General features: G+C 63.2%; 20 protein-coding genes. 10 read left to right on the forward strand and 10 right to left on the reverse strand.

All coding sequences use genetic code 11. The features are described 5' to 3' along the window. The first annotated feature begins 274 nt into the window (after positions 1-274). The 3 genes from ABIC09_RS09770 (at position 275) to ABIC09_RS09780 (ending at position 2,536) form a co-directional block, all read left to right on the forward strand. The gene (locus ABIC09_RS09770) at positions 275-556 is read left to right on the forward strand and encodes a hypothetical protein (RefSeq protein ID WP_354109133.1); all 282 of its coding nucleotides are present in this window, start codon (positions 275-277) and stop codon (positions 554-556) included. A 246-nt stretch (positions 557-802) separates the two neighbouring features. Beyond that, positions 803-1,813, forward strand: a complete 1,011-nt coding sequence (locus ABIC09_RS09775; RefSeq protein ID WP_354109134.1) for an acyl-CoA desaturase — start codon at positions 803-805, stop codon at positions 1,811-1,813. A 213-nt stretch (positions 1,814-2,026) separates the two neighbouring features. Next, positions 2,027-2,536: a GDSL-type esterase/lipase family protein gene (locus tag ABIC09_RS09780; protein WP_354109135.1), complete on the forward strand. Its 510-nt coding sequence runs from the start codon at positions 2,027-2,029 to the stop codon at positions 2,534-2,536. Positions 2,537-2,539: 3 nt separating this feature from the next. Here ABIC09_RS09780 and ABIC09_RS09785 read toward each other — a convergent pair whose 3' ends face one another. Further along, positions 2,540-3,337, reverse strand: coding sequence for a transglycosylase SLT domain-containing protein (locus ABIC09_RS09785; protein WP_354033440.1), 798 nt, complete (start codon positions 3,335-3,337; stop codon positions 2,540-2,542). Between the two features lie 134 nt (positions 3,338-3,471). Here ABIC09_RS09785 and ABIC09_RS09790 point away from each other — a divergent pair, with 134 nt between their 5' ends. Further along, positions 3,472-4,095, forward strand: coding sequence for a cell envelope biogenesis protein TolA (locus ABIC09_RS09790; protein WP_354109136.1), 624 nt, complete (start codon positions 3,472-3,474; stop codon positions 4,093-4,095). 93 nt (positions 4,096-4,188) lie between these two features. Here the strand turns inward: ABIC09_RS09790 and ABIC09_RS09795 are convergent, their stop codons facing one another. Next, positions 4,189-5,232 carry a hypothetical protein gene (locus tag ABIC09_RS09795; protein WP_354109315.1) on the reverse strand — a complete coding sequence of 348 codons (1,044 nt, stop codon included), beginning with the start codon at positions 5,230-5,232 and terminating at the stop codon, positions 4,189-4,191. Positions 5,233-5,549: 317 nt separating this feature from the next. On the opposite strand from ABIC09_RS09795, the gene ABIC09_RS09800 reads away from it, so the two are divergent. Further along, complete coding sequence (locus tag ABIC09_RS09800; RefSeq protein ID WP_354082687.1) at positions 5,550-5,882, forward strand: hypothetical protein; 333 nt, start codon at positions 5,550-5,552, stop codon at positions 5,880-5,882. A 240-nt stretch (positions 5,883-6,122) separates the two neighbouring features. Here the strand turns inward: ABIC09_RS09800 and ABIC09_RS09805 are convergent, their stop codons facing one another. The 5 genes from ABIC09_RS09805 to ABIC09_RS09825 form a co-directional block, all read right to left on the reverse strand. Further along, a complete protein-coding gene (locus ABIC09_RS09805) occupies positions 6,123-6,635 on the reverse strand; it encodes a ParB N-terminal domain-containing protein (RefSeq protein WP_354109137.1) in 513 nt (170 codons plus the stop codon). A gap of 193 nt (positions 6,636-6,828) precedes the next feature. After that, positions 6,829-7,332: a DUF2846 domain-containing protein gene (locus ABIC09_RS09810; RefSeq protein WP_354109138.1), complete on the reverse strand. Its 504-nt coding sequence runs from the start codon at positions 7,330-7,332 to the stop codon at positions 6,829-6,831. Positions 7,333-7,631: 299 nt separating this feature from the next. Continuing rightward, a complete protein-coding gene (locus tag ABIC09_RS09815; protein WP_354109139.1) occupies positions 7,632-7,880 on the reverse strand; it encodes a DUF2442 domain-containing protein in 249 nt (82 codons plus the stop codon). Beyond that, complete coding sequence (locus ABIC09_RS09820; RefSeq protein ID WP_354109140.1) at positions 7,877-8,107, reverse strand: DUF4160 domain-containing protein; 231 nt, start codon at positions 8,105-8,107, stop codon at positions 7,877-7,879. The genes ABIC09_RS09815 and ABIC09_RS09820 overlap by 4 nt, the downstream gene beginning before the upstream one ends. Positions 8,108-8,141: 34 nt before the next feature. Next, a complete protein-coding gene (locus ABIC09_RS09825; RefSeq protein ID WP_354109141.1) occupies positions 8,142-11,909 on the reverse strand; it encodes a vitamin B12-dependent ribonucleotide reductase in 3,768 nt (1,255 codons plus the stop codon). 767 nt (positions 11,910-12,676) lie between these two features. Here ABIC09_RS09825 and ABIC09_RS09830 point away from each other — a divergent pair. Next, positions 12,677-13,573, forward strand: coding sequence for a DMT family transporter (locus ABIC09_RS09830; RefSeq protein WP_354109142.1), 897 nt, complete (start codon positions 12,677-12,679; stop codon positions 13,571-13,573). A 45-nt stretch (positions 13,574-13,618) separates the two neighbouring features. Here the strand turns inward: ABIC09_RS09830 and ABIC09_RS09835 are convergent, their stop codons facing one another. Continuing rightward, positions 13,619-14,482 (reverse strand): LysR family transcriptional regulator, encoded by an 864-nt coding sequence (locus tag ABIC09_RS09835; RefSeq protein WP_354109143.1) that lies wholly within the window; start codon positions 14,480-14,482, stop codon positions 13,619-13,621. A 162-nt stretch (positions 14,483-14,644) separates the two neighbouring features. Here ABIC09_RS09835 and ABIC09_RS09840 point away from each other — a divergent pair, with 162 nt between their 5' ends. Genes ABIC09_RS09840 through ABIC09_RS09855 form a run of 4 tightly spaced genes read left to right on the forward strand, consistent with a single transcriptional unit; the run spans position 14,645 to position 19,692 of the window. Then, positions 14,645-15,955 carry a CitMHS family transporter gene (locus ABIC09_RS09840; RefSeq protein WP_354033567.1) on the forward strand — a complete coding sequence of 437 codons (1,311 nt, stop codon included), beginning with the start codon at positions 14,645-14,647 and terminating at the stop codon, positions 15,953-15,955. Positions 15,956-15,966: 11 nt separating this feature from the next. Further along, positions 15,967-17,301 carry an acyclic terpene utilization AtuA family protein gene (locus tag ABIC09_RS09845; RefSeq protein WP_354109144.1) on the forward strand — a complete coding sequence of 445 codons (1,335 nt, stop codon included), beginning with the start codon at positions 15,967-15,969 and terminating at the stop codon, positions 17,299-17,301. 57 nt (positions 17,302-17,358) lie between these two features. Beyond that, positions 17,359-17,688: an AtuA-related protein gene (locus ABIC09_RS09850; RefSeq protein ID WP_354109145.1), complete on the forward strand. Its 330-nt coding sequence runs from the start codon at positions 17,359-17,361 to the stop codon at positions 17,686-17,688. Positions 17,689-17,691: 3 nt separating this feature from the next. Continuing rightward, positions 17,692-19,692, forward strand: coding sequence for a 3-hydroxybutyrate oligomer hydrolase family protein (locus tag ABIC09_RS09855; RefSeq protein WP_354109146.1), 2,001 nt, complete (start codon positions 17,692-17,694; stop codon positions 19,690-19,692). Between the two features lie 22 nt (positions 19,693-19,714). On the opposite strand, the gene ABIC09_RS09860 is transcribed toward ABIC09_RS09855, so the two are convergent. Together ABIC09_RS09860 and ABIC09_RS09865 are read right to left on the reverse strand one after the other, a co-directional pair. Then, positions 19,715-21,973 carry a CHASE3 domain-containing protein gene (locus ABIC09_RS09860; protein WP_354109147.1) on the reverse strand — a complete coding sequence of 753 codons (2,259 nt, stop codon included), beginning with the start codon at positions 21,971-21,973 and terminating at the stop codon, positions 19,715-19,717. Further along, positions 21,970-22,383, reverse strand: coding sequence for a response regulator (locus tag ABIC09_RS09865; protein ID WP_148748743.1), 414 nt, complete (start codon positions 22,381-22,383; stop codon positions 21,970-21,972). The genes ABIC09_RS09860 and ABIC09_RS09865 overlap by 4 nt, the downstream gene beginning before the upstream one ends. Positions 22,384-22,452 lie beyond the last annotated feature (69 nt).

Raw genomic sequence — 22,452 nt, forward strand, 5'->3', positions numbered from 1 at the left:
CCGCCTCCCGCCAATCCATCGCGAAGAGAATCATATGTACCGGCGATCCGCTATACTTGCTTGCAAGCAGTCAAAAGATTCACACCCTCTGAGGGCCCGCCAACGGCGGGCGTCTCGAAGGATGGCCACATGGGAATCGCTCCCACATGCGATAGCCCTGCGCCCAGGGCCAAGTCGCCGGAGCCGACGTCCGTCGTTCATGCAAGTCGTGATCGAAATGGGCTTGCCTTGCTTGGCGTCCTTTTGCACTCTTCGTCGGGAAGGAGACCATCGCATGAAGATCATGACTGTCGCGTGTGCGCTCGGAACGGCCGCGGTGCTGTGCGGCCTCGGGATGTCGGGTGCCGAGGCTAGGGCGCGGAAGGCCGTTGTCGTTCGCGCACCACAGGAGAGGCTCATCGTCACGGCGCCGGTGCTGAGGCCAACGCCGTGGGACTACAATGTCGTTCCGCGTTATCGTTATCGCCCTGAAGACGACCGGGTCGATCCGTACGGCCCGCCGCTGGTGCCGTCCTATGTTCGTTATGAGGGGTGGCGCTGGCCGTATTGGTGGTGAAGGGCAGCGGGGCGTTGCCGAGTTGTAGAGTCTCGTAGGGTGGGCAAAGGCGCAGCGCGCCGTGCCCACCATCTCTCCACGAATGCGACAGACATGGTGGGCACGCTTCCGCTTTGCCCACCCTACCGCACCGAACCCGCCGCTCCCTCGCGTTAACCCCCGCGCTTTGCACGGCTTGCTCAACATAACCGGCGTCTGTACCCTGCGTTGCAGAAGGGTTGGCTTTCCATCAACGGACGGACTGAAATGACTGCAATCGAGGGCGTGCTTCCGGAGCAGGATTCCGATCGGGAACTGCCGCCAAAAATGCCGCCGGGCGTGCTGGTCGAAGGCCCGGTGGTCGACGCAAAATTTCGCGATTCCTACATCTCGTTCGCCATGATGATCTTGGGCTCGATCGGGGCGCTGGTCTGGGCCTTCACGCAAGGCATCGGGCGTGTCGAGATCTCGGTCTTCGTCGGCCTGTTTGCGATGACCACGATCGGGATCGGCTTCATGCACCGCTACTTCGTGCACCGCAGCTACCGCTGCGGTCCGGTGATGCGGACGATACTCGCCGCCATCGCCACGATGGCGGTGCAGGGCTCGATCCTGAAATGGGTGAGCAACCATCGCCGGCACCATCTTCACTCCGACAAGCCCGGCGACGTCCACAGCCCCTATTATGACGGCTTCGGCAACCGCATTGCCTCCTTCGCCAAGGGGATGGGGCACGCGCAAGGCAACTGGGTGTGGGACCTCGCGACCACCGATTCCGAATATTACGCCAGGGATATTCTGGCCGACCCGATCGCGATGTTCTTCACCAGGACGCGCTGGTACTGGTACGCGCTGTCGGCGATCGTCATTCCGGGCGCTATCGGCTATGCGTTCGGCGGCGTGCACACGATGATCGGCTGCGTGCTGTTCGCCGGCCTGTTCCGCAGCTACCTCATGACCATGGCCACCTCGCTGGTCAATTCGGTCTGCCATAGCGACGGTCGCTACGGCTACCGCCGCTATGAGCTCAACGACGGCACCACCAACGAGCTGGTGACCACGATCCTCACCTTCGGCGAAGGCCTGCACAACAACCATCACCGGTTTCCGCGCGACGCCTATCTGTCGCACGCCTGGTACGAGATCGACATCAACGGCCTGATTATTTTGGGACTCGGGAAGCTTGGCCTCGTGCACGACATTTTCTCGGCCGGAAGCCGGCAGCGAGGTTCGGACGGCGGCAAGAGTTCAATGCCGGATACCGAAGCGACGGTCTGAAGCCGTAGGATGGGTAGAGCGAAAGCGAAACCCATCAAAGAATCCCTCGCGGAATGATGGGTTTCGCAAGAGCTCTACCCATCCTACGGACTACGGATATCCGGATGGAGAGTTGCCAAACGCAGACGGAATAGCGAACATTGGCTGCGGATCTCGACGGGGCATTCATTCGGCCCCGTCTGAGTCGATTTTGAAAATATTTTGGAGGGCGCCATGGATTGTTCGAATTTCCGAATTCTTCTCCTTGCTGTTGCGGCCGTGGTTGTTGCCTCGGTCAATCCTTCGTCCGCGCAGATCGTGGCGCTCGGCCATAGCGCGGTCCACGGCAACGTCGCGGAATCCGAGATGTGGCCGGCCGTGCTGGAGGGATTGCTGCGCGCCAAGGGGTCTCAGGTCCATGTCGCCAATGCCGGCGTGTGGGGTGAGACCACCGATGCGACGCTTGCACGTACGCCGAGCGTCGTTCCGGCTGGGACGAAGCTCGTCATTCTCTGCGACAATCCGGCCAATGACGTCAGGCACAATATGAGCCCGGTCAAAGCCATGGAGAACATCGCGGCCATCAAGAGCCAGTTGAAGGCGCGGGGCATCCGGGTCGTCGACGTCTGGGGGACCTACATGACAGTTTGGCGGCAACCGGGCAGCGTCGGTCCCGACGGGCGTCATCTGAGCGTCGAGGGCAACAAGAAGATGGCGACGGCGATGGTCGGCGTGGCGAAGTAGCCGCTAATTGCCGTCACCCGCCCCAAGGCGCTGAAACTGCCGCTTCATCGCGTTGACCCTGGCGACATAGCTCGCGACGAGGTGATCGCCGCAGCGTTCGGTGGCCACCATCTGAAAGTGCCGCCGCGCATAGGCGGTGGCCGGACCTCCGCCGCAGAGATGGATGAAGGCGGCGAGATCCTGCTTTTGCTGCGCATTGGCCTTCACGTCGCCGGCGCGGGCGAGAACGTCGGCGACATTGCGGTCGAGATATACCGATGCCAGCTCGATGGCGTGGCTCGGGATCGCGCGGGTGTAGAGGAAGGTCGAACCGCAGCCGGTATCAGTCACGACGTTGCCGCGGATACAGAACCGCGCGGCCTCGCTGAGGGCCGGATCGGTCATCTGGTAGAGCCCGACGGCAGACGAGGCGGGCCGGTAGATCGCCAGCGGATTAAAGCTCCATCGCCAGCGCCAGTAGGTGCGCGCCACCGGATTGCCCGAGCTCTCGACCTGCGCAAGTGCTGCCAGCAATTCGGGCGAGATCGTCGCAGTGGAGTAGGTGCGGAAGAGCGGGCCGTATTGCCGCCAGTTCTCGGCAGGCTCCTTGTCGAGGGAATTGCCGAGAAAGACGAACAGCTCGGTCGGCTTGCGGACCATTTGATAGAGGATGTTTGCAAGCGCCGCGAGCGCAAGCAGCATCGCCAAGCCGGCCGCGATCCGAACCAGCCGCGGTGCGCGCACGAACTTTTTTCGTAAACACCGAGCGCCCTGGCGGATGCTGCGAAGGCGAGTGAGCAGGCGCTTGCTTTTCCTTGGCATGGGGCTTGTGGGAGCCGGTAGGATGGGCCGAGCCGTTGCGGAAGCCGTGGTCCGACGGGTTGATCTATATCGCTTCGGGGCTGCGCGACGATCCGCGGCCCCTCCGCACCGGGAATACCAAGCCGAGAGGCGTCATGCCAAGGACACTGAAAAGAAAACTGAAGACGTATCAGACCTCGCTCGGCTTTTACGATCAGGCGGTCGCCGCTCCCTCGATGAAGGCGGCGCTGGACGCCTGGGGCGCCAGGTCCAACCTATTCCATCAGGGCATCGCGAAGGAGACCGACGACCCCGATATCGTCGCCGCGACCATGGCGAGCCCGGGCGTGGTGCTCAGGCGCCCGGTCGGATCGGACGGCCCGTTCACCGAGCACGCCAAGCTGCCGACCGATCTCGCCGGCGGCGAGGGCAAGACAAAATCCAGGTCTGGGACAAAGAAGCGTCCCGCCAGGCGTGCGGCGAAGTCCTCCCGCAAGATCGACGATCAGGACGCGCGCAAGGCCGCCGCCGCCTTCGCCCGGGAAGAGCAGCGCCGCGACAGCGCGCGCCGCAAGGAAGAGGCCGCCCGCGCGCGCCGTGACAAGGCGGTCGCGGCCGCCCAGGCGGCGCTGGACAAGGCGAAGCGCGACCACCAGGCGCGGGTGGATGAGATCGACGCGGAGCGGGCTGTGCTGGACGAACGTGCCGGGGCGGAGGACGCGCGTTGGCACAAGCAGAGGATCAAGCTGGAGGAGGCGGTTCGTCGGGCGCGAGGGTAGAGGCGCGGGGCGGATGGGCCGACACGGTAGATCCGCATCCTGTCAGGCGCACGAGCGGCGTTCCACCCCGTCGGCTCATCCGCCCTTGCGCGCCTACCAATCCGGATCGCCGTAGGGGTCGACCATATAGGGCGGGGGCATCCATGGTCCTCGTGGTGGCCTGGGTCGCCGGGGTGCGGCCGCTTGCACGTGCGGCCGTGCAGCCGCAGCCGTATCGTTGTTGAGCACGCTCCGCACGGCGGGTTTCACAGATGCAGATGCGGATGAAGCCGTCAGTTGCGTTTGCAGCGCCTGGACCTGCGCGGCGAGGCGCGCATTGTCCGCCGCATCCTTCTCCTGCGCCGCCTTGAGCTGTTGAATGGTGTCGGCCTGCTCGCGCAGCGTCTGCTCGTTGCGGCTCTTCAGTTGCTCGAGCTTTCCGTTGATGCTCGCAAGCTCGTTGGTGATGGTCTTGAGCGATTGCGCGAGATCAGACGAGGGCTGGTCAGGCGCTGTGGTGCCAGTGCTTGGAGCGTCCGGTCTTGAAACGTCAGGTTTTGGAGCGCCTTCCGTTTCCTTGCCGACCGGCGGCGGGGGCAGCGGACCAGGCTGATCCACAGCAGCCAATTGCAGTGCCGGCGGCTGCGCCGGACTTGCAACCGCGGACGCTTGCGGGGGCTCATTCGTGGCCGGCGGGGCCCAGCGCGCCATGATCGACTTGCTGATCGACTTGGCCTCATCGCGATATTGCGAAGCGAAGGCAGCACCGAGAATGCCGATCGCCAGCACGAGGCCAACCAAAGCGCGCAGCATGGGCCGATCTCCCTTCAGGCCTTGATCGCGAAGCTTGCTATCCGGCGCCTTGTCCTCGGCTGCCGCCGCAGCGGCGCTTGCTTGCGAAGCCCGCGGGCTTTCGCTGCCGCGTTCCATTGCGGAAACCAGCCGGTCCAGCCGCGCAAGGTCGTCCTCTGCGCTCTTGATCTGGTCAAAGGCCCGCGCCAGCCCGCCATCGGCACGCATCTCGTCCGGCTTTTGGGTATCAGGCATTTGGATACCAGGCTTTTGGGAATCAGCCTTTTGGGAATCAGCCTTTTGGGTATCAGTCTTTTGGGTATCGGTCTTGGGGTCGTCCGCTTCAGGCACCGATGCGCTCTCCATCCAGTCGGGCGTCACTGGGCGTGCGGCAATCCGATCGCTGGAAGAATAGGTCTCGCCGCTGTCCAACACAACGCGCGTGCGAGGGAGAAATTATGGCGGGCTCGGGGGCGGGGCGGATCGAGTTCGTAGGACGGGTTGAGCCCTTGCGAAGCCCATCGCCTTGCCGATCGGCTGATGATGGGGCCTCGCTTCGCTCCAATCCACCCATCCTACGGGCTTCGCCCCATCAGTCGCCCGGCCCATTATGAACATTCGTTCAGGGGAACGGGGCCGGTCTCATTTCGTTGCATTGAGGGGCTTATCGGGAGGAGGACGACATGAAATCGAAGATCATCGCGCTCTCTGCTACTATTCTCATGGCAACGGCACCAGCCGTGTTTGCTCAGGGCGTATCGAGCCAGACGCCGGGCCAAGAGACGCAGCAGATGGGCTCCAAGACGGGTGAGCCGGGCGCTTCCAGCTACGCTCCGGGACACAAGAAGCACCATGCGATGCACCATGCGACGCACCACGCCAAGGCCTCGAACAAGACCAGCGCCGGCGCGTCCAATTCCGCGCCCGGCCAAACCACCGGCGCGAGCACCAGGTCTCAAACCACGGGCACGAGCACAATGCCAAAGTCGGGCACGAGCACAGCGCCAAAGTACTAACGGGCACAACAGTAACCCGCCATTCGCGAGACCCGATTGGCGGGTTACGCCCGCGGCTAATTCCGGCTCTGCCGGATTGATGGGTATCGCTTCCACCTTCACGCGTTGAGCCGACGGCGGGCAAGTCGATTGCGGCTATCACTCCGGCGCGAGGAGACGGGCGGAAGGCCGATTGATCGTGATGGTTTCGTGCACTGTCACTGCAATTCGAGCTGTGATCTCAAGACCTGCAGCCGGCCATCAATAGCGGCCGCCGTTGCCCTTTTGCTGCGTGATCCAGTCCGACAATGTTTTCGGTGTCGATCCCACGGTCCGGCCCGGTGATGCCTTTGGATTGTCGCGGCCCGTCGTCGAGCGGGTGCGCGGCGCTTCCGTTGCGTGGACGCCCCTGAAGGCAGCCATCGATGCCTCCGCGGCTTCCTTCTCCAGGCGCAACTGCTTCAACCGCGCCATCTTGATGCGTTCTGCGTCGACTTCGGGTCGGTCGGACAGCAGCGGCTTGTGCTGAGCAAGCTCAGTCGGGACCAGGACACCGAGAATGGTTGTCTCGCCGAGCGCCTTGCAGGCTTCGAGCCGATGCAATCCCTCGACCAGAACGAGGCGGTCTCCGTCGAGCCGAACGGAAATGGGGGCCTGCTGTCCGATGTCCAGAATGCTTTCCGCGATCTCCCCGACGATCTCCGGCTTGAGGGCCTTCTTGATTTTCGTGGGAACGAAAATCTTCTCGATCTGGAAGCTTTCCGGTTTGGGCATAACTCGACTCCGCTTCTACCGGGCCCGTCAGAACACATGCCGGTGGACTCAGGAGTTTAGGAGGGAAACGCTTGGCCACAAAGGCAATTTCGGCTCGCAGCGTGTAGGGTGGGTCAGCGAAGCATAACCCACCATTTTCTTCGCCACGAAAAGAGGTGGATTACGCCTTCGGCTGATCCACCCTACGAGCTGTCTAATTTCGGGCCTTTATCCTAGCGACCGCGGCTGCTCCAGCAGTCGCATCGAGCGAGTAGAACATGTAGGGCGTGTTATGCCGGTTGCGGCAGGGGACAGGCCGTCCGCTTACGCCCATCGATGCGAGATTAAACGAGTCCATGTTAGTATTCACGATCGGCCCCATTTCGAAATAGTAGGACATGCCGGGCTGCACGCGAATCTCGGCCTCGCACCCCACTGAGTCCATTGCGCCAACGACGGTGATCGTGTGTGGCCCCGCCGGCTGATCCACGAGGATGTAGGTGGCAACGGCGAGCTCGCCCACCACTTTGCCATCGACTCTGATGTCAGGTTTGCCAAGCCGGCTCAAAATGCTGGGATGCCGGATGAAATAAATGTGGCCCTGCCGCGCCTCCAATGTCTGGTTTTGAGCGTCGCGAGCGGAGGTCTCTGCAGCGTAGGCTTGCAGCAGCAGAAGCGTGCCCCATGCAAAAATCGACTTGAGAAATTTATTGTACAACTAAGTGGCCCACGCAGGCCAACCCCATCCACGTGTCATCGCCTCTGCGCCCCAAACAGCTTATGCAAGCATGAGTTGAGCATACCAAGCATTTCCGTGCGCGGAAAGACTAAAGCTCGTAGGATGGCTATAGCGAAGCCCATGATAGCCAGTAGAAAAAGCGATGGGTTTCGCAAGTGCTCTACCCATCCTACGAGCTGTCACTGTAATGCCCAACGACGGCCTTCGCGAAATGATGGGTTTCGCAAGGGCGCGTGTCGCCTTAATAGCACGTGGCATGGCCTCGGCGCCTCGGCTGTCTACGCAGCGTGTTCTGTAGATCGCGTTACATCGCCCCGTCCTGCGAGGAGGCCGGCGACGGAAATATCCTCGTCAAGCGCTTCCCAGTGCAACCCGACCCGGCTCAGTTCGACCTGGTCGCGTTCGGCCGACGTTGCGTGCAGCAACCGCGGAAACCAGGCGAGCGGGACACCAAGCGTCCGGCCGTCCGACAATTCGACCCACATCGTATGTTCGTCAAAGCGAACGCTAGTTGCCGAAATGGTCATGCCAAGCCTTCAGGAGCAGGTCGGCGGTTGTCTTCGACGACGCGCAGGATATTCGAAAGTTCCCGCGGATTGAAGCCGTAACTATCCGCAATCGATATGGCCCGTTCAAGCCAGATCTTAGCGTCGCTGCCGCCACCTTTGACATGAATATGTGGCGGTTCGGGCGGCTGCCCCTCGTTTGAGATGAAGTAGTAGCGCAAGCCGCCTTGGCGTAATGCAACTGGCATCGATGCCTCCGCCGGACGGCTTGCGCTATCGGGATCAGCTGCACCCCGTCGTTGAGCCACACGTATCGCACTTCATGCAGGTGCCATTCCGCACCAGCGTGAAGTTGCCGCACTCGCTGCACATCTCGCCTTCGTAGCCTTTTGCTTTCGCTTCCGCGCGGCGCTCGGCCTTGCTGGGGGCGGCGACGGTTGCGGCGCTGCCGGCCTTGCTCCACTGGAGGGCTTCGAGCTTCTCGGTGGGCGAGAGGTCGTGGCTGGCTTCCTGCTTCAGCGCGACCGCGCCTTCCAGGGCATCGCCCGCGCCGCGAGCGGTGGCGCCGTGGGAGGCGAGCGAGGTGACCTTGCTGCCGCCGGCGGGCGCGTTGTCGCTGCCGGAGACGACCGCGGCCGAGCCGCCGCGCATCACCACCAGATTGTCGGTGCGAGAGCGGGTGAGGCCGCGCGAGACCAGCTTGGTCGCTTGGTGGGCGTCCGGCTCCTTGCCTTCTTCCACGCCTTTGCCGAGCGCGTCAAAATTCGACTCGGTCGGATCGACATGGGCGAGATCAAAGCGCGACATGTAGCTCACCGCGAGCTCGCGGAAGACGTAGTCGAGGATCGAGGTCGCGTACTTGATGCTGTCGTTGCCCTGCACGGGGCCCGCCGGCTCGAAGCGGGTGAAGGTGAAGGCGTCGACATATTCGTCGAGCGGCACGCCGTATTGCAGACCGAGGGACACCGCGATCGCAAAATTGTTGATGAAGGAGCGGAGCGCTGCGCCTTCCTTGTGCATGTCGATGAAGATCTCGCCGAGACGGCCGTCGTCATACTCGCCGGTGCGCAAGTAGACCTTGTGGCCGCCGACGACCGCCTTCTGGGTGTAGCCCTTGCGGCGGTCCGGCATCTTCTCGCGCTCGCGCATCACGATGATGCGCTCGACCAGCTTCTCGACGATCTTCTCCGAGACCTGCGTGGCGCGCGCCGCCATTGGCTTCTCGTAGAGGCTCTCGACCGCATCATCCTCGTCCTCGTCATCGCTGATGAGCTGCGAGTTGAGCGGCTGGCTGAGCTTGGAGCCATCGCGATAGAGCGCGTTGGCTTTCAATGCCAGCTTCCACGACAGCATGTAGGCGGACTTGCAGTCCTCCACGGTGGCGTCGTTCGGCATGTTGATGGTCTTGGAGATCGCACCCGAGATGAAGGGCTGGGCCGCCGCCATCATGCGGATGTGGCTCTCGACCGAGAGATAACGCTTGCCGACCTTGCCGCAGGGGTTGGCGCAGTCGAACACCGCATAGTGCTCGGCCTTGAGGTGCGGAGCACCTTCCACCGTCATCGCGCCGCAGATGTGGACGTTGGCCGCCTCGATCTCGCGCTTGGTGAAGCCCACGGCCTGCAGCAGGTCGAAGCCGGGAGCCGCAATGGCTTCCGCGCCGATGCCGAGCTGGTCGCGAATGAAGTCCTCGCCAAAGGTCCACTTGTTGAAGGCGAACTTGATATCGAAGGCCGTCGGCAGCGCCTTTTCGACCTTGGCGATGGCCTCATCGGTGAAGCCCTTGGCCTTCAGCGTCGAGGCGTTGATGCCGGGGGCGTTGGAGAGCGAGCCGTGGCCGACGGCGTAGGCCTCGATCTCCGCGATCTCGCTCTCGCGATAGCCGAGCGCGCGCAGCGCTGCGGGGACCGCGCGGTTGATGATCTTGAAGTAGCCGCCGCCGGCGAGCTTCTTGAACTTGACCAGCGCGAAGTCCGGCTCGATGCCCGTCGTATCGCAGTCCATCACCAGGCCGATCGTGCCCGTGGGCGCGATGACAGTGGTCTGGGCGTTGCGATAGCCGTGCTTCTCGCCGAGCTCGAGCGCCCCATCCCAGGCCGCCTGCGCACGCGCGACCAGGTCGCCTTGCGGGCAGGAGACGAGGTCGAGCGGCACCGGGTTGACGCTGAGCGCCTCGTAGCCATTGGACTGGCCGTGGGCGGCGCGGCGGTGGTTGCGGATGACGCGCAGCATGTGCGCGGCGTTCTTCTTGTAGCCCGGGAAGGTGCCGAGCTCGGCCGCCATCTCCGCCGAGGTCTTGTAGGTGATGCCGGTCATCACAGCGGTCAGCGCGCCGCAGAGCGCACGGCCTTCCTTGCTGTCATAGGACAGACCCATGGTCATCAGCAGGCCGCCGATATTGGCGTAGCCGAGGCCGAGCGTGCGGAACTCGTAGGAGAGCTCGGCGATCGCCTTCGACGGGAACTGCGCCATCATCACCGAGATTTCGAGCACGATGGTCCAGAGCCGGCAGAGGTGCTCGTAGCCGGCGACGTCGAACTGCTTGGTCGTGGTGTCGTAGAACGTCAGCAGGTTCGCCGAGGCGAGATTGCACGCGGTGTCGTCCAGGAACATGTATTCCGAGCAGGGATTGGACGCGCGGATGTCGCCGGACGCCTTGCACGTGTGCCAGTCGTTCATGGTGGTGTTGAAGTGCAGGCCCGGGTCGGCCGACGCCCAGGCGGCGTAGCCGATTTTTTCCCAGAGGTCGCGCGCCTTCAGCGTCTTCGTCACCTTCTTGGAGGTGCGGGCGTTGAGGTTCCAGTCGCCGTCGGTCTCGACGGCGCGGAGGAAGTCGTCCCGCAGCGAGACCGAGTTGTTGGAGTTCTGGCCGGAGACCGTGAGGTAGGCTTCCGAATCCCAGTCGGTGTCGTAGACGTCGAACTGGATGTCCTTGTAGCCCTGCTTGGCAAACTGGATGACGCGCTTGATGTAATTGTCAGGCACGAGGCTGCGGCGCGCGAGCTTGATCTCGCGACGCAGCGCCGGGTTCTTCTCCGGGTCGAAACAATCGTCGCCCGAGCCTTCGCAGTTCACGCAGGCCTTCAGCACCAGCTTGAGATGCTTCTGGTTGATCTTCGATCCCGTGACGAGGGCGGCGACCTTCTGCTCCTCCTTCACCTTCCAGTCGATATAGGTCTCGATATCGGGGTGATCGACGTCGACGACGACCATCTTGGCGGCGCGGCGCGTGGTGCCGCCCGACTTGATCGCGCCGGCGGCGCGGTCGCCGATCTTGAGGAAGCTCATCAGGCCGGACGAGCGGCCGCCGCCGGACAGTTTTTCACCCTCACCGCGCAGGCGCGAGAAGTTGGAGCCGGTGCCGGAGCCGTACTTGAACAGGCGGGCTTCGCGGACCCAGAGGTCCATGATGCCGCCCTCGTTGACGAGGTCGTCACCGACGCCCTGGATGAAGCAGGCGTGCGGCTGCGGATGCTCGTAGGCCGACCTGGACTTGGTCAGCTTGCCGGTGAAGGGGTCGACGTAATAGTGGCCCTGGCCAGGACCGTCGATGCCATAGGCCCAGTGCAGGCCGGTGTTGAACCATTGCGGCGAGTTCGGCGCGACCATCTGCATGGCGAGCATGTAGCGGAGCTCGTCGTAGAAGGTCTGGGCGTCCTCGTCGGAGGAGAAATAGTTGCCCTTCCAGCCCCAATAGGTCCAGCAGCCGGCGAGGCGGTCGAACACCTGCTTTGCCGAGAGCTCGCTGACATAGCGCTCTTTCTCGGGCAACGCGGCGAGCGCATCAGTGTCGGGCACGGAGCGCCACAGGAACGAGGGGACGGATTCTTCCTCGACCTTCTTCAGGTGCGCGGCGACGCCGGCTTTCCGGAAATACTTCTGGGCGAGCACGTCGGAGGCGACCTGCGACCATTCGGCCGGAACCTCGACGCCGTCCATTTTAAACACGACCGAGCCGTCGGGATTCCTGATCTCCGACGTGGTCAGCCGGAAATCGATCCCGGCGTAAGGTGACTGTCCCGAAGTGGTGTGGCGCCGCTCAATCCGCATGGTCTTGCCCCGTCCTATTCTTTGACCGGACTGCCTCCGTTCAGGCATCCGGGTCGACATTACGTTTCGCGTTTCCACCCGGGCCCGATCGGCCCTTGGGCACCGCAGTTCAGCCGGTGGATCCCGGCCCAGTTTCTCCCGACGCGATTGGTCGATGCGCGCACCGATCATCCGCCGGCATGTCCAGGCCCATCCGCCCCAAAGCGATGAGCCCGACATGCGTTCAAACGCCCCACACCGTCACAACGTCTACCGATGCCATCCGAGCCTGTTGCCGGCCCGTTCTGGCGCCCGAAAAGTCCGCTGTCCGCGGGCAGACAAGCCCTCATCCCGCTGCCTTCGTCTGGCCTGGCGGAGTGCAGTTTTGCGGACCCTTTGGGGGAGTGCCGGCGGGACGCAAACACACTCGCGCCGAACGGACCGAAAGCTAGGACTCTCCGTTGCGCCCGTCAAGAACTAGTGCGAGTTCCTGAATCAAACACTAAATATGGTGGATTGCCGGGGATAACAGGGGGCGAGGCCTCACCTGTTGTTGAGCCAAGTATCAGTGAGTCCTCAGGGATTCCCAACCGAAAAAATTTGCATTCGGTGCCGATACGGACCCTTCATCCCGCTGTTCACAGGGCAGGTATATTTTTGAGGTCCGGGGTTGCACCGTTGGGACTCACGTAGCGGTACGGAAGCTGAGGGCAGGCATGCCCGCCGGAGTGGTGGAAAGGTGCGCGAATCCGCGCCAAGCTGACGCTCGATCTTGCCGGATTGCCCACATGCTTGATTCGACCCGCCGGGATGCGCGACCGCGCATCGCCCCGGCCGGCCTGATGTTCCTCGCGATCACGTCGATCGGCTGGGGCTTCAATTGGCCGGTCACGAAATTCCTGCTCGGCGAGCTGCCGCCGCTGACGCTGCGCGGGGTGACCGGCGTGCTCGGCGCGGTGCTGCTGGCCGCGCTCGCGCTGGTCCGTGGCGACAGTCTGAAGGTCGCGCCCGGGATCTGGCCGCGGCTGGCGACCGCCGCCGTCCTCAACGTCACCGGCTGGATGGTGCTGATGGGGCTGGCGCTGCTCTGGCTGCCGGCGAGCGAGGCGGCGCTGATCGCCTACACCATGCCGGTCTGGGCCTCGCTGATCGCCTGGCCCGTGCTCGGGGAGCGGCCGACCGTGCTACGCACGCTCGGGCTGGTGATGGCCTTTGCCGGCCTCGCCTCGATCATGGGCGGCAACGGCATTGCCGCCAGCGCGGAGAAGCTGCCGGGCATCATCATGGCGCTGTGCGGCGCGATCGGCTTTGCCGTCGGCACGGTGTTCTCGAAGAAGTACCCGATCCATCTGCCGCCGATCACGGCCGCCGCCTGGCAGATCGGGATCGGCTGCCTGCCGGTCTCGATCGCAGGCCTCCTGATCGAGACCTCGCATCTGGACAGGGTGACGCCGGTCGGCTGGTGGCTGCTGCTCTATTCGACCGTGGTGCAGTTCTGCATCGCCTATGTCAGCTGGTTCGCGGCGCTTTCGCGCCTGCCGGCCTCGGTCGCAGCGATCGGGACGATGGCGGTGCCGGTGATCGGCGTCGTCGCATCCGCACTTGCGCTGGGAGAGCCGCTCGGGCCGGGGCAGATCGCAGGGCTGATCTTTACGCTGGCGGCGGTGGTGCTGGCGACGCGTTAGTGCGCCGATCGAGCGCTCGGCCCGCATCGAATTCCCGCCATGGCGTCAGGGTCGGTTTCCCGCGAACAGGCCGCGCCTGTTGGCTTGCAGGAACTCCGCGAACAATCGACTGAGTGGCGGAAGGGTTCGATGCGCCTTCTTGATCAGCGCGACGGGCCGCGCGAAGTTGTTGTCGCTGATTTTGCGGCTTCGCAGCGAAGGTTCGGCAAAGATTTCCCGCGCTGACGTCGGCAGGATGGTGAGGCCGATGCCGGCGCGGACCATGCCGATAGCCGTCATCATATAGGTCGCTTCCGACGCCGGCGCCGGCAGCAGCCCCGCGCGGTTGAAGGCGAGATCGGTGACTGCCCTCACGCTGGTGCCCTGGTCCATCATGACCAGCGGATACTTGGCCAGCACGCACGCCGTGATGCGACGCTGAGTTCCGATCGGATGGGATTCGGGGTAGACCACGCTCATCTCGTCGCGCGCCGTGAAGATGGTCTCGATATCGGGGAACGACACGTCTCCGCCCGTCAGACCGAGATCCACCTCTTCCGAGCGAATAAGCGCCAGCACGCGACTGGCAATGACGTCCTTCAATGCGAAGGAAGCTCCGGGGTTTTGCCCCCGGAATCCGCCGATCACGTCGGGGAGTATTCCAGCAGCAAAGGAGGGCAGGGCCGCGATGCGGACGACGCCTCGTCGCTCACTCGCGACATCCCGGGCATCGCTGAGAAGGGATTCGAGATCCTGCAAGGTCCGTTCGAGCGCGGGTAGCAGCTCACGTCCCATGCGGGTCAACGCGACCGAACGCGGGTTGCGATCGAACAGCCGAAGCCCGAGCGATTCCTCCAGCCGTCGGATCTGGACCGAAAGGGTCGGCTGCGACACATGCAGCGCCGCCGCCGCCTGGGTGAAGCTGCCCAACTTCGCGACTGCGACGAAGGAACGGAGTTGCCTCACGTTTATATCCATAGAGTTTCTCTATCGCTGCGATTGAATCATTTCAATTGCCTAATGGCGCGGGCCACGTTCAATTTGCGACAAGTGTTCGGGAGAGATCCCCGAAAAGAACAATCAGGCGGGGAAATGCACAATCTGGCGTTGCTTGGCGTTGCCACCATTGCGGTGCTGCTTCTGGTCATCATGACGAAGCGGATGTCGCCGCTGATCGCTCTCATTCTTATACCGCTGATCGCCTGTCTGATCGGCGGTTTCGGCTGGGATACGAGCAAGTTCATCGTCAGCGGGCTCCAGAGCCTCGCACCCGTCGTCGGCATGTTCGTGTTCGCGATCCTCTTCTTTGGCGTGGTGACGGATGCGGGCATGCTGGACCCGATCATCGACCGCATCCTGCGCACCGTCGGTACACGGCCTACGCGGATCGTCATGGGCACCACCCTATTGGCTCTGCTCATCCACCTCGATGGATCGGGCGCTGTCACCTTTCTCATCACGATTCCGGCGATGCTTCCCTTGTACGATCGCCTCGGCATCGATCGCCGCATTCTCGCCTGCGCGGCGTCCCTGGCTGCCGGTGTGAATTTCCTGCCCTGGACCGGCCCCATGATACGGGCCGCCGCTTCGCTCAAGCTGCCGATTCCGGAGATATTCAACCCGCTGGTGCCGGTTCAGTTGGCCGGCATCGTCTTCATCTTTGCCGTCTCCTATTGGCTGGGTCGCAGGGAAGAGAAACGGCTCGGCCTGGAAGCCGGGGCATCCGTCGATGTCGAGGCTCAGCGAACCTTGAGCGAAGCCGAGCTCAAGCTGCGGCGGCCGCGGAACTTCTGGATCAACATCGTTCTGACAGTGATCGTGCTCGGGACCATGGTCGCTCTGGGCGACAGGCTGACGCCTGCCATCGTGTTCATGATCGGCACTTGTCTGGCGCTGCTCATCAACTATCCCAATGTCGACGATCAACGGCAGCGTGTGGACGCGCACGCGAGGGCCGCACTGTTGATGGCCTCGATCCTGCTCGCGGCGGGCGTGTTCACCGGCATCATGCAGGGGTCGGGGATGTTGAAGGCGATGGCGCAGGATGCCGTCGGATTCGTGCCGCCGGGCGCGGCGAAATTCATGCCGATCGCGCTTGGTATCGTTGCAATGCCACTAAGCCTTTTGTTCGATCCGGACTCGTTCTATTTCGGGGTTCTTCCGGTCCTGGCCGAAGTTGGGGGGCAGCTTGGCGTTCCCAAAGTTCAGCTCGCGCAGGCGGCCTTGCTGGGACAGATGACCACCGGTTTTCCCGTGAGCCCATTGACGCCTGCGACGTTTCTCGTCGTCGGCTTGACCGGCATCGATCTGGCCGATCATCAGAGGTTCACGATACCGTTCCTCTTTGCGGCCTCGGTGGTGATGACCATAGCCTGCGTTTGTCTCGGCATTTTCCCGCTGTAGCGAGGTGACGAATGCGCACGATCAGAATAGGAGCAGGCGCCGGATATTCGGGTGACCGGATCGAACCGGCCGTCGAGCTCGCGGAAAAAGGCAAGCTCGACTACCTGGTGTTCGAATGTCTTGCCGAGCGCACGATCGCGCTTGCGCAAGCCGCAAGGCTGAAGGATCCGAGCGCGGGGTTCGATCCGTTGCTGGAAGCCCGGATGAAGGCTGTGCTGCCGGCCTGTCGTGCGAACGGTGTCCGCATCGTCACGAATATGGGAGCCGCCAATCCGGTATCCGCCGCGCGGGCTACTACGGCGATTGCGCGGCAGTTGGGACTTCGTGGGCTCAAAATCGCTGCCGTCACGGGCGATGATGTCCTCGGCGATCTGAAAAACTCCGATCGCCACCTCGATATCGGCTGTACCGTCGAGGGTCTCGGCAATCGAATAGCTTCCGCCAACGCGTATCTCGGTGGCGCTTCGATCGCCCAAGCCTTGCGCGATGGGGCCGATGTCGTCATCACCGGGCGGGCCGCCGATCCCTCGCTTTTCCTCGGTCCGTTGATCCACGAGTTCGACTGGGCGATGGACGATTGGCCGTTGCTGGGAAGAGGCATTCTGGTCGGCCATCTTCTGGAGTGCGCGGGTCAGGTCACCGGCGGATATTTCGCCGATCCCGGATACAAGGACGTTAAAGACCTTGCCCGTCTCGGCTTTCCGATCGGCGAAGTTCGGGAAGACGGGGATTTGATCGTCACCAAGGTGGCGGGCTCCGGGGGGCAGGTGACGGCCGCGACGGTCAAGGAGCAATTGCTCTATGAGATCCACGATCCCGCCCGCTATTTCCAACCGGATGTGGTCGCTGACTTCTCTCGTGTCCAGGTGGAAGAAATCGGTGAGGATCGCGTCCACGTCATCGGCGCGAGCGGCACGCCGAAGACAGGCGAACTGAAAGTCTCGGTCGGCTACATCGACAGCTATGTTGGCGAAGGCCAAATTTCCTATGCCGGGCCGGGCGCCCATGAGCGTGGACGGCTGGCGATCGAGATCGTTCGGGAACGGCTTGCGCTCTCAGGCGTGGAGACGAGCGAGTTAAGGAGCGATCTCATCGGATCGAACGCGCTCCACGGCGAAAATCTATCGCTAGGATGTCAACCCTATGAAGTGCGGGTTCGTGTGATTGGACGCACCGAAACGCTGGCCGAAGCCAGACGCATCGGTGAGGAGGTGGAGACCCTCTACACCAATGGCCCAGCCGGAGGCGGCGGAGCCTGGAAGTCGGCCCGCGAGGTCGTCGCAGTGGCATCCACGCTGATTCCAGAGGCTGACGTGAGGACGGCCGTCCAATACTTCGAAGCGTGAGCCCAAGCAGAAGACGCCCGGGAACGCCGCACGCCTGCCACAGGGGAGAATGACTCCATGAAACTACGGGACATCGCGCACTCGCGCACAGGGGACAAGGGCAATACGTCAAACGTCTCCGTGATCGCGTACGACCCGAACGATTACGACGTGCTCTGCACGTACGTGACAACCGATCGGGTCAAGCAATTGTTCGATGGCATCGTCAATGGCGAGGTGACGCGATACGAATTGCCCGGCATCGGAGCGCTGAACTTCGTCATGACCGAGGCGCTTGGCGGCGGCGTGACGCGATCCCTGGCCATCGATGCGCATGGAAAGTCGCTCAGTTCGGCGCTGCTGAACATGGACCTTCCCGATGACCTCCGCCCCGGTTCGAACGAGTAAGCCATGATGAAAACCTTCTGCGCCGTTTCTCTCGCCCTGATGTCGATCGGAGTGGCTCGCGCGGGCGAGCTTCCGGTTTGGCTGCACGAAGAACAAGTAACCCACTATAACGGCACGTCAGACGACCTTGTCACCGCGGGAATGGGTGCCGAGGCAATGACCGGGGCCGCTCCGCGTTTCGCGGATCCCTTGCATCCCACAGCACAAGAGCTGCGCCGCGCTTCGGTCTTCTACCGCGCGAGCAAAGGGCAGGGTTATGGCCGGCTATTTGGCCCCCATGTCGATCAGGAGACGGGTCAATCATTCGACGATGCGGGCAGGATTGCCGGCGACGAAATTCTTGCCTATGCGGACGATGGGGACGGCAGGCAGAACATCGCGATGCTCTTGCAGATTCCGTCAGACCTCTCGACGGAGCGGCGATGCCTCATCGCAATTCCGGTCGCGGGCTCAGCGAGCTTGTTTCGCGACATCGTCGATTTCGGCTATTGGGGACTGCGTCATCGTTGCGCCGTCGTCTACAACGATAAAGGACATGGCAACGGCTTCCATCTTCTGGAGAACGATACGGTCAATCTGATCGACGGCCCACAAGTGCCGGCACAAGCGGCGGGATCGAAAGCGCACTTCCGCGCCGATCTTGATGAAGCGGCGCGCACCTCGTTCCTCGCTGCATGGCCTCATCGCGTTGCATTCAAGGCTGCACATTCGAAGCAGAACCCCGAGAAGGATTGGGGCACCGATCTGCTCCGGTCGGTGCAATTCGCATTCGTCGAGTTGGCGAAGCGGGACCCGGGCTTCACCCGTGAGAATACGATCGTTATTGCAACGGGAAGCTCGAATGGCGGAGGGGCCGTCCTCTATGGCGCGGAAAAAGACGCAGCGCACCTGTTGGACGGTGTCGTCGCGCGCGAGCCGCAAGTCCAGCTCAAGCCCGACGACAGGGTGGTCGTGAAGCGGGGGACTCTTGAGCGGCGAGGCACAGGCCGTAGCTTGCTCGATTATTTCAGCTTCGGGAACCTTTATCAGCCATGCGCGGTGCTCGCGGTGACCGATATTCCATTGCGGGACCGTGTGCCATTCGCGGCGAACCGATGCCAGTCCCTTCACGACAAGGGCTTGTTGACGTCTGCGACCCTGGACGCCCAGGCGCGCGAAGCGCTCGATCGCATGCATGCTTACGGTTGGGACGACGAGACCGACGTCGGTCACGCATTCGGATATTTCGTCGCACCGGACGCAACCGCAACCAAGTACGTCAATGATCACGGCCGCTTCGACGTTCGCGACCGTGTTTGCGGTTACAGCTACGCTGCAACGGATGCTGATGGAAGGCCGGTTGCGGTTCCTCCCGATCTGGCTGCGACGATCTTCTCCGTTGCGCCTGGAGGTGCTCCGGCCGGAACGATCGATGTGGTCAACGACAACGATCCGACGGGGGCACGGCGAAGCTGGCTCTCGGTATCGCCCAGCACGGGGCGGCAGGATTTCAACCTGGATGGAGCCGTCTGTATTCGTGAGCTCGTGACCGGAAATTCCTCCGGATCGGAGCGCGTGAAGACCGGTATCGACGAATTTTTGGCATCAGGTCAATTGCACGGGTTGCCGACGATTATCGTGCATGGCCGCAATGACGACCGTGTTCCCGTCAGCTTCTCGTCGCGTCCGTATCTGGGCTTGAACAATATCGTTGACGGGGAAAGTGCGAACCTGCGCTATATCGAGGTCACGAATGCGGAGCATTTCGGTACCGACCTGCCAGGCTTCGACACGAGAATGATTCCGCTCGTCCTCTATCATCTGCGTGCCCTCGACCTGATGTGGGCCCACTTGACCCGAAAGACGCCGCTGCCTCCGAGCCAGGTCGTTCGGACAACACCGCGCGGAGGCGAGCCTGGGAAGGCTCTCATGCTTGAGTCCGTCAACGTGCCCTCAATATCCGCTGCCCCGTCCGAGGGCGACAGGATCCTCGTCGATCACGGCCGGGTTCTCGTGCCGGATTGAGTCCGCACGGGCACACGCCTGTTTAAGACGCCGCCATTCCCCCGCCATTCAGCGCCTTCCGGATCATCTCCGCGAGCTGGTTTCTTCGATAGGGTTTTGTCAGCAGCATCACGCCGTCGTCGAGCTTGCCGTGGTGGACGATGGCGTTGTCGGTGTAGCCGGAGGTGTAGAGCACTTTGAGCCCCGGCCGGCGCTTCGCCACCTCGTCGGCGAGCTCGCGGCCGCTCATGCCGCCGGGGATGACGACGTCGGTGAAAAGCAGGTCGAAGGCCTGGCCGGCCTCTATCAATTGCAGCGCGGCCCGGCTGTCGCCGGCGGCGATCGTCTTGTAGCCGAGGCTCTGCAGCTGCGCCGTGACGAAGTTGCGCACCAGCGTGTCGTCCTCGACCACGAAAATGGTCTCGGCGCCGCCTTCGGCCTGTGGTGCGATCGCGGCCGTGGCTTCCGCCGCGCCTTCGCCCGGCGGCAGATAGAGCTTGATCGTGGTGCCGTGGCCTTGCTCGCTGTAGATCTTGATGTGGCCGCCGGACTGCTTGACGAAGCCGTAGACCATGGAGAGGCCGAGACCTGAGCCTTTGCCGACCTCCTTGGTGGTGAAGAAGGGCTCGAACGCCTTCTCCTGGACATCTAGCGGCATGCCGGTGCCGGTGTCGCTGACCGCGAGCATTACGTAAGGGCCGGGCCGCACGTCGGCATTGGCCTTCGCATAGGCCTCGTCCAGCACGACACGGTGGGTCTCGAGCAGCAGCTTGCCGCCGTTGGCCATGGCGTCGCGGGCGTTGATGGCCATGTTGAGCACGGCATTGGTGAGGCGGGACGGGTCGATATGCGCCGTCATCGGTTCCTGTTCCAGCACGGTCTCGATCTGGATCTGCTCGCCGAGGGTGGGGCGCAACAGTTTTGCGATATCGGCGATCGCTGCGTTGATGTCGACATTGCGCGGCTGCAGCGGCTGCCTGCGCGCAAACGAGAGAAGGTGCTGGATCAGCTCGGCGCAGCGCCCGGCGGCATCGTCGATCAGGCGCGCGGCGCGCTGCAGCTCGGGCTGCTCCTTCAGGCTCGCCACCAGCGTTTCGGTGTTGCCTGAGATCACGGTCAGCATGTTGTTGAAATCGTGCGCGACGCCGCCGGTCAGCTTGCCGATGGCGTCGAGCTTCTGCGACTGGTGCAACTGCCGCTCGGTTTCGCGCGACGATGTCGCGTCGTGATAGACCAGCACGCCGCCCGAGATGTTGCCTTGCCCGTCGCGCATCGGCCGGCCGCTGATCATCAGATGGCGCGCGCTGTTGCCGCTGTGCGGGCGGACGATCATCTCCAGATCTTCGAACTCGTCGCCACGTAGCACGCGCACGGACGGCAGCTCGTCGGACTTGAGCGGCGTGACGCCGTCGCCGTGGAAGACGTCGGACAGGGCGCGCAGATTGCGCAGGTTCATGCCGGCGCGATGCAGGAGCATGCGCTCCGCGGCCGGATTGGACAAAAGGACATTGCCCTCGGCGTCGATGACCAGCACGGCCTCCGCCATGCTGTGGAACGTGCTCTGGAGCACGTTGATCGACACGCGAAGCTCGTCATGGGCGTTGACGAGATGCTCGGTGCGCTCGGCCACGGCCGCCTCGAGTTGCTGGTTGGCTGCCGTGGTCTCCAGCAGTGTGCTCTTCAGCGCGACCGTGGTGCGCTGGCTCTCGCGCATCACCATCACGACCAGCAGCAGGATCACCAGCGCGCCGGCGACGTCGATACCGAGCAGCACGATGCCGGTGCGGCGCGAATCCTGGGAGCGCGCGGTGAGCAACCGTTCCTCTTCTGCGCTCAGATGGTCGAGATTGCCCATCACCGTGTCCATCAGGCCGCGACCCTCGCCCTTGCCCTGGAGCGCGGCAATGCCGGCCCCGTCGTTGGTGGCGCGCAGGCGCATCGCCTCGGCGGCAATATCGAGCCGGCGGAGCGCCAGCGGCTCCATGCCCTCGAGCAGCGCGATCTGGTCGGGATTGTCGTTCACGCTGCGCTTGAGGTCGGCGAGGGCCGGCGCGATCCGGGCGTGCACCTCCTGGAACTCGTCGCTGAAGCTGGGATTTCGGTAGATCTCGTAACCGCGCGCGGCGCTCTCGGCGCGCCGGATCAGAACCTGCAGATCGGAGATCTTCTTCAGGACCTGGACGGTGTGATTGACCCAGGCCGCGTCCGAGCGCGACTTGACGTCGAGCCCGATCGAGGCGGCTGTGATGAGCAGGAGGATGGCGAGTCCGGCACCGAGAATGACGCGCTGCGAGGGAATCAAGGGGCCTCTTTCTGGTCCTTCGGCGGCGCGCTCTCGCCGAGGCATTCCCGGATTGTCACCAACAGCGTCTCGGGCGTGAACGGCTTGCGCAGGCACCGCGAGGCGCCGAGCTCCAGCGCCATGCGAAGGAAGTCCGGGGAGGGCGAGGCGGATGAGGCGAAGGCATAGCCCGACATGGCGATCAACGGAATCGCCGGCGCACGCTCGTGAAAGATGCGGATGGATTCGAAGCCGCGCATATGCGGCATGAAGATATCAACCAGCATGACATCAAACGTCTGCGCCTCCAGCGCAGCCAACCCCGTTTCGCCGCCGTCGGTGAGCGTGACGTCGAAGCCCTGGCGCAGGAGGAGGACCTCGATGGTCGCGCCGACCATCGGATCGTCATCGACCACGAGAATACGCGGCATGACCTTCCCTAGTAGATCGAAGTCCCCACAGTGATTGGTGATATAGGCGAATCGTGCGCCGGGTCAATT

It is taken from the genome of Bradyrhizobium sp. S3.12.5 (assembly GCF_040548225.1).
GTDB lineage: Bacteria > Pseudomonadota > Alphaproteobacteria > Rhizobiales > Xanthobacteraceae > Bradyrhizobium > Bradyrhizobium cytisi.

Coding starts and splice junctions, on each gene's coding strand:
- ABIC09_RS09770 (WP_354109133.1), top strand. CDS start 275: ATGAAGATCATGACTGTCGCGTGTGCGCTCGGAACGGCCGCGGTGCTG.
- ABIC09_RS09775 (WP_354109134.1), top strand. CDS start 803: ATGACTGCAATCGAGGGCGTGCTTCCGGAGCAGGATTCCGATCGGGAA.
- ABIC09_RS09780 (WP_354109135.1), top strand. CDS start 2,027: ATGGATTGTTCGAATTTCCGAATTCTTCTCCTTGCTGTTGCGGCCGTG.
- ABIC09_RS09785 (WP_354033440.1), bottom strand. CDS start 3,337: ATGCCAAGGAAAAGCAAGCGCCTGCTCACTCGCCTTCGCAGCATCCGC.
- ABIC09_RS09790 (WP_354109136.1), top strand. CDS start 3,472: ATGCCAAGGACACTGAAAAGAAAACTGAAGACGTATCAGACCTCGCTC.
- ABIC09_RS09795 (WP_354109315.1), bottom strand. CDS start 5,232: ATGGAGAGCGCATCGGTGCCTGAAGCGGACGACCCCAAGACCGATACC.
- ABIC09_RS09800 (WP_354082687.1), top strand. CDS start 5,550: ATGAAATCGAAGATCATCGCGCTCTCTGCTACTATTCTCATGGCAACG.
- ABIC09_RS09805 (WP_354109137.1), bottom strand. CDS start 6,635: ATGCCCAAACCGGAAAGCTTCCAGATCGAGAAGATTTTCGTTCCCACG.
- ABIC09_RS09815 (WP_354109139.1), bottom strand. CDS start 7,880: ATGACCATTTCGGCAACTAGCGTTCGCTTTGACGAACATACGATGTGG.
- ABIC09_RS09820 (WP_354109140.1), bottom strand. CDS start 8,107: ATGCCAGTTGCATTACGCCAAGGCGGCTTGCGCTACTACTTCATCTCA.
- ABIC09_RS09825 (WP_354109141.1), bottom strand. CDS start 11,909: ATGCGGATTGAGCGGCGCCACACCACTTCGGGACAGTCACCTTACGCC.
- ABIC09_RS09830 (WP_354109142.1), top strand. CDS start 12,677: ATGCTTGATTCGACCCGCCGGGATGCGCGACCGCGCATCGCCCCGGCC.
- ABIC09_RS09840 (WP_354033567.1), top strand. CDS start 14,645: ATGCACAATCTGGCGTTGCTTGGCGTTGCCACCATTGCGGTGCTGCTT.
- ABIC09_RS09845 (WP_354109144.1), top strand. CDS start 15,967: ATGCGCACGATCAGAATAGGAGCAGGCGCCGGATATTCGGGTGACCGG.
- ABIC09_RS09850 (WP_354109145.1), top strand. CDS start 17,359: ATGAAACTACGGGACATCGCGCACTCGCGCACAGGGGACAAGGGCAAT.
- ABIC09_RS09855 (WP_354109146.1), top strand. CDS start 17,692: ATGATGAAAACCTTCTGCGCCGTTTCTCTCGCCCTGATGTCGATCGGA.
- ABIC09_RS09865 (WP_148748743.1), bottom strand. CDS start 22,383: ATGCCGCGTATTCTCGTGGTCGATGACGATCCGATGGTCGGCGCGACC.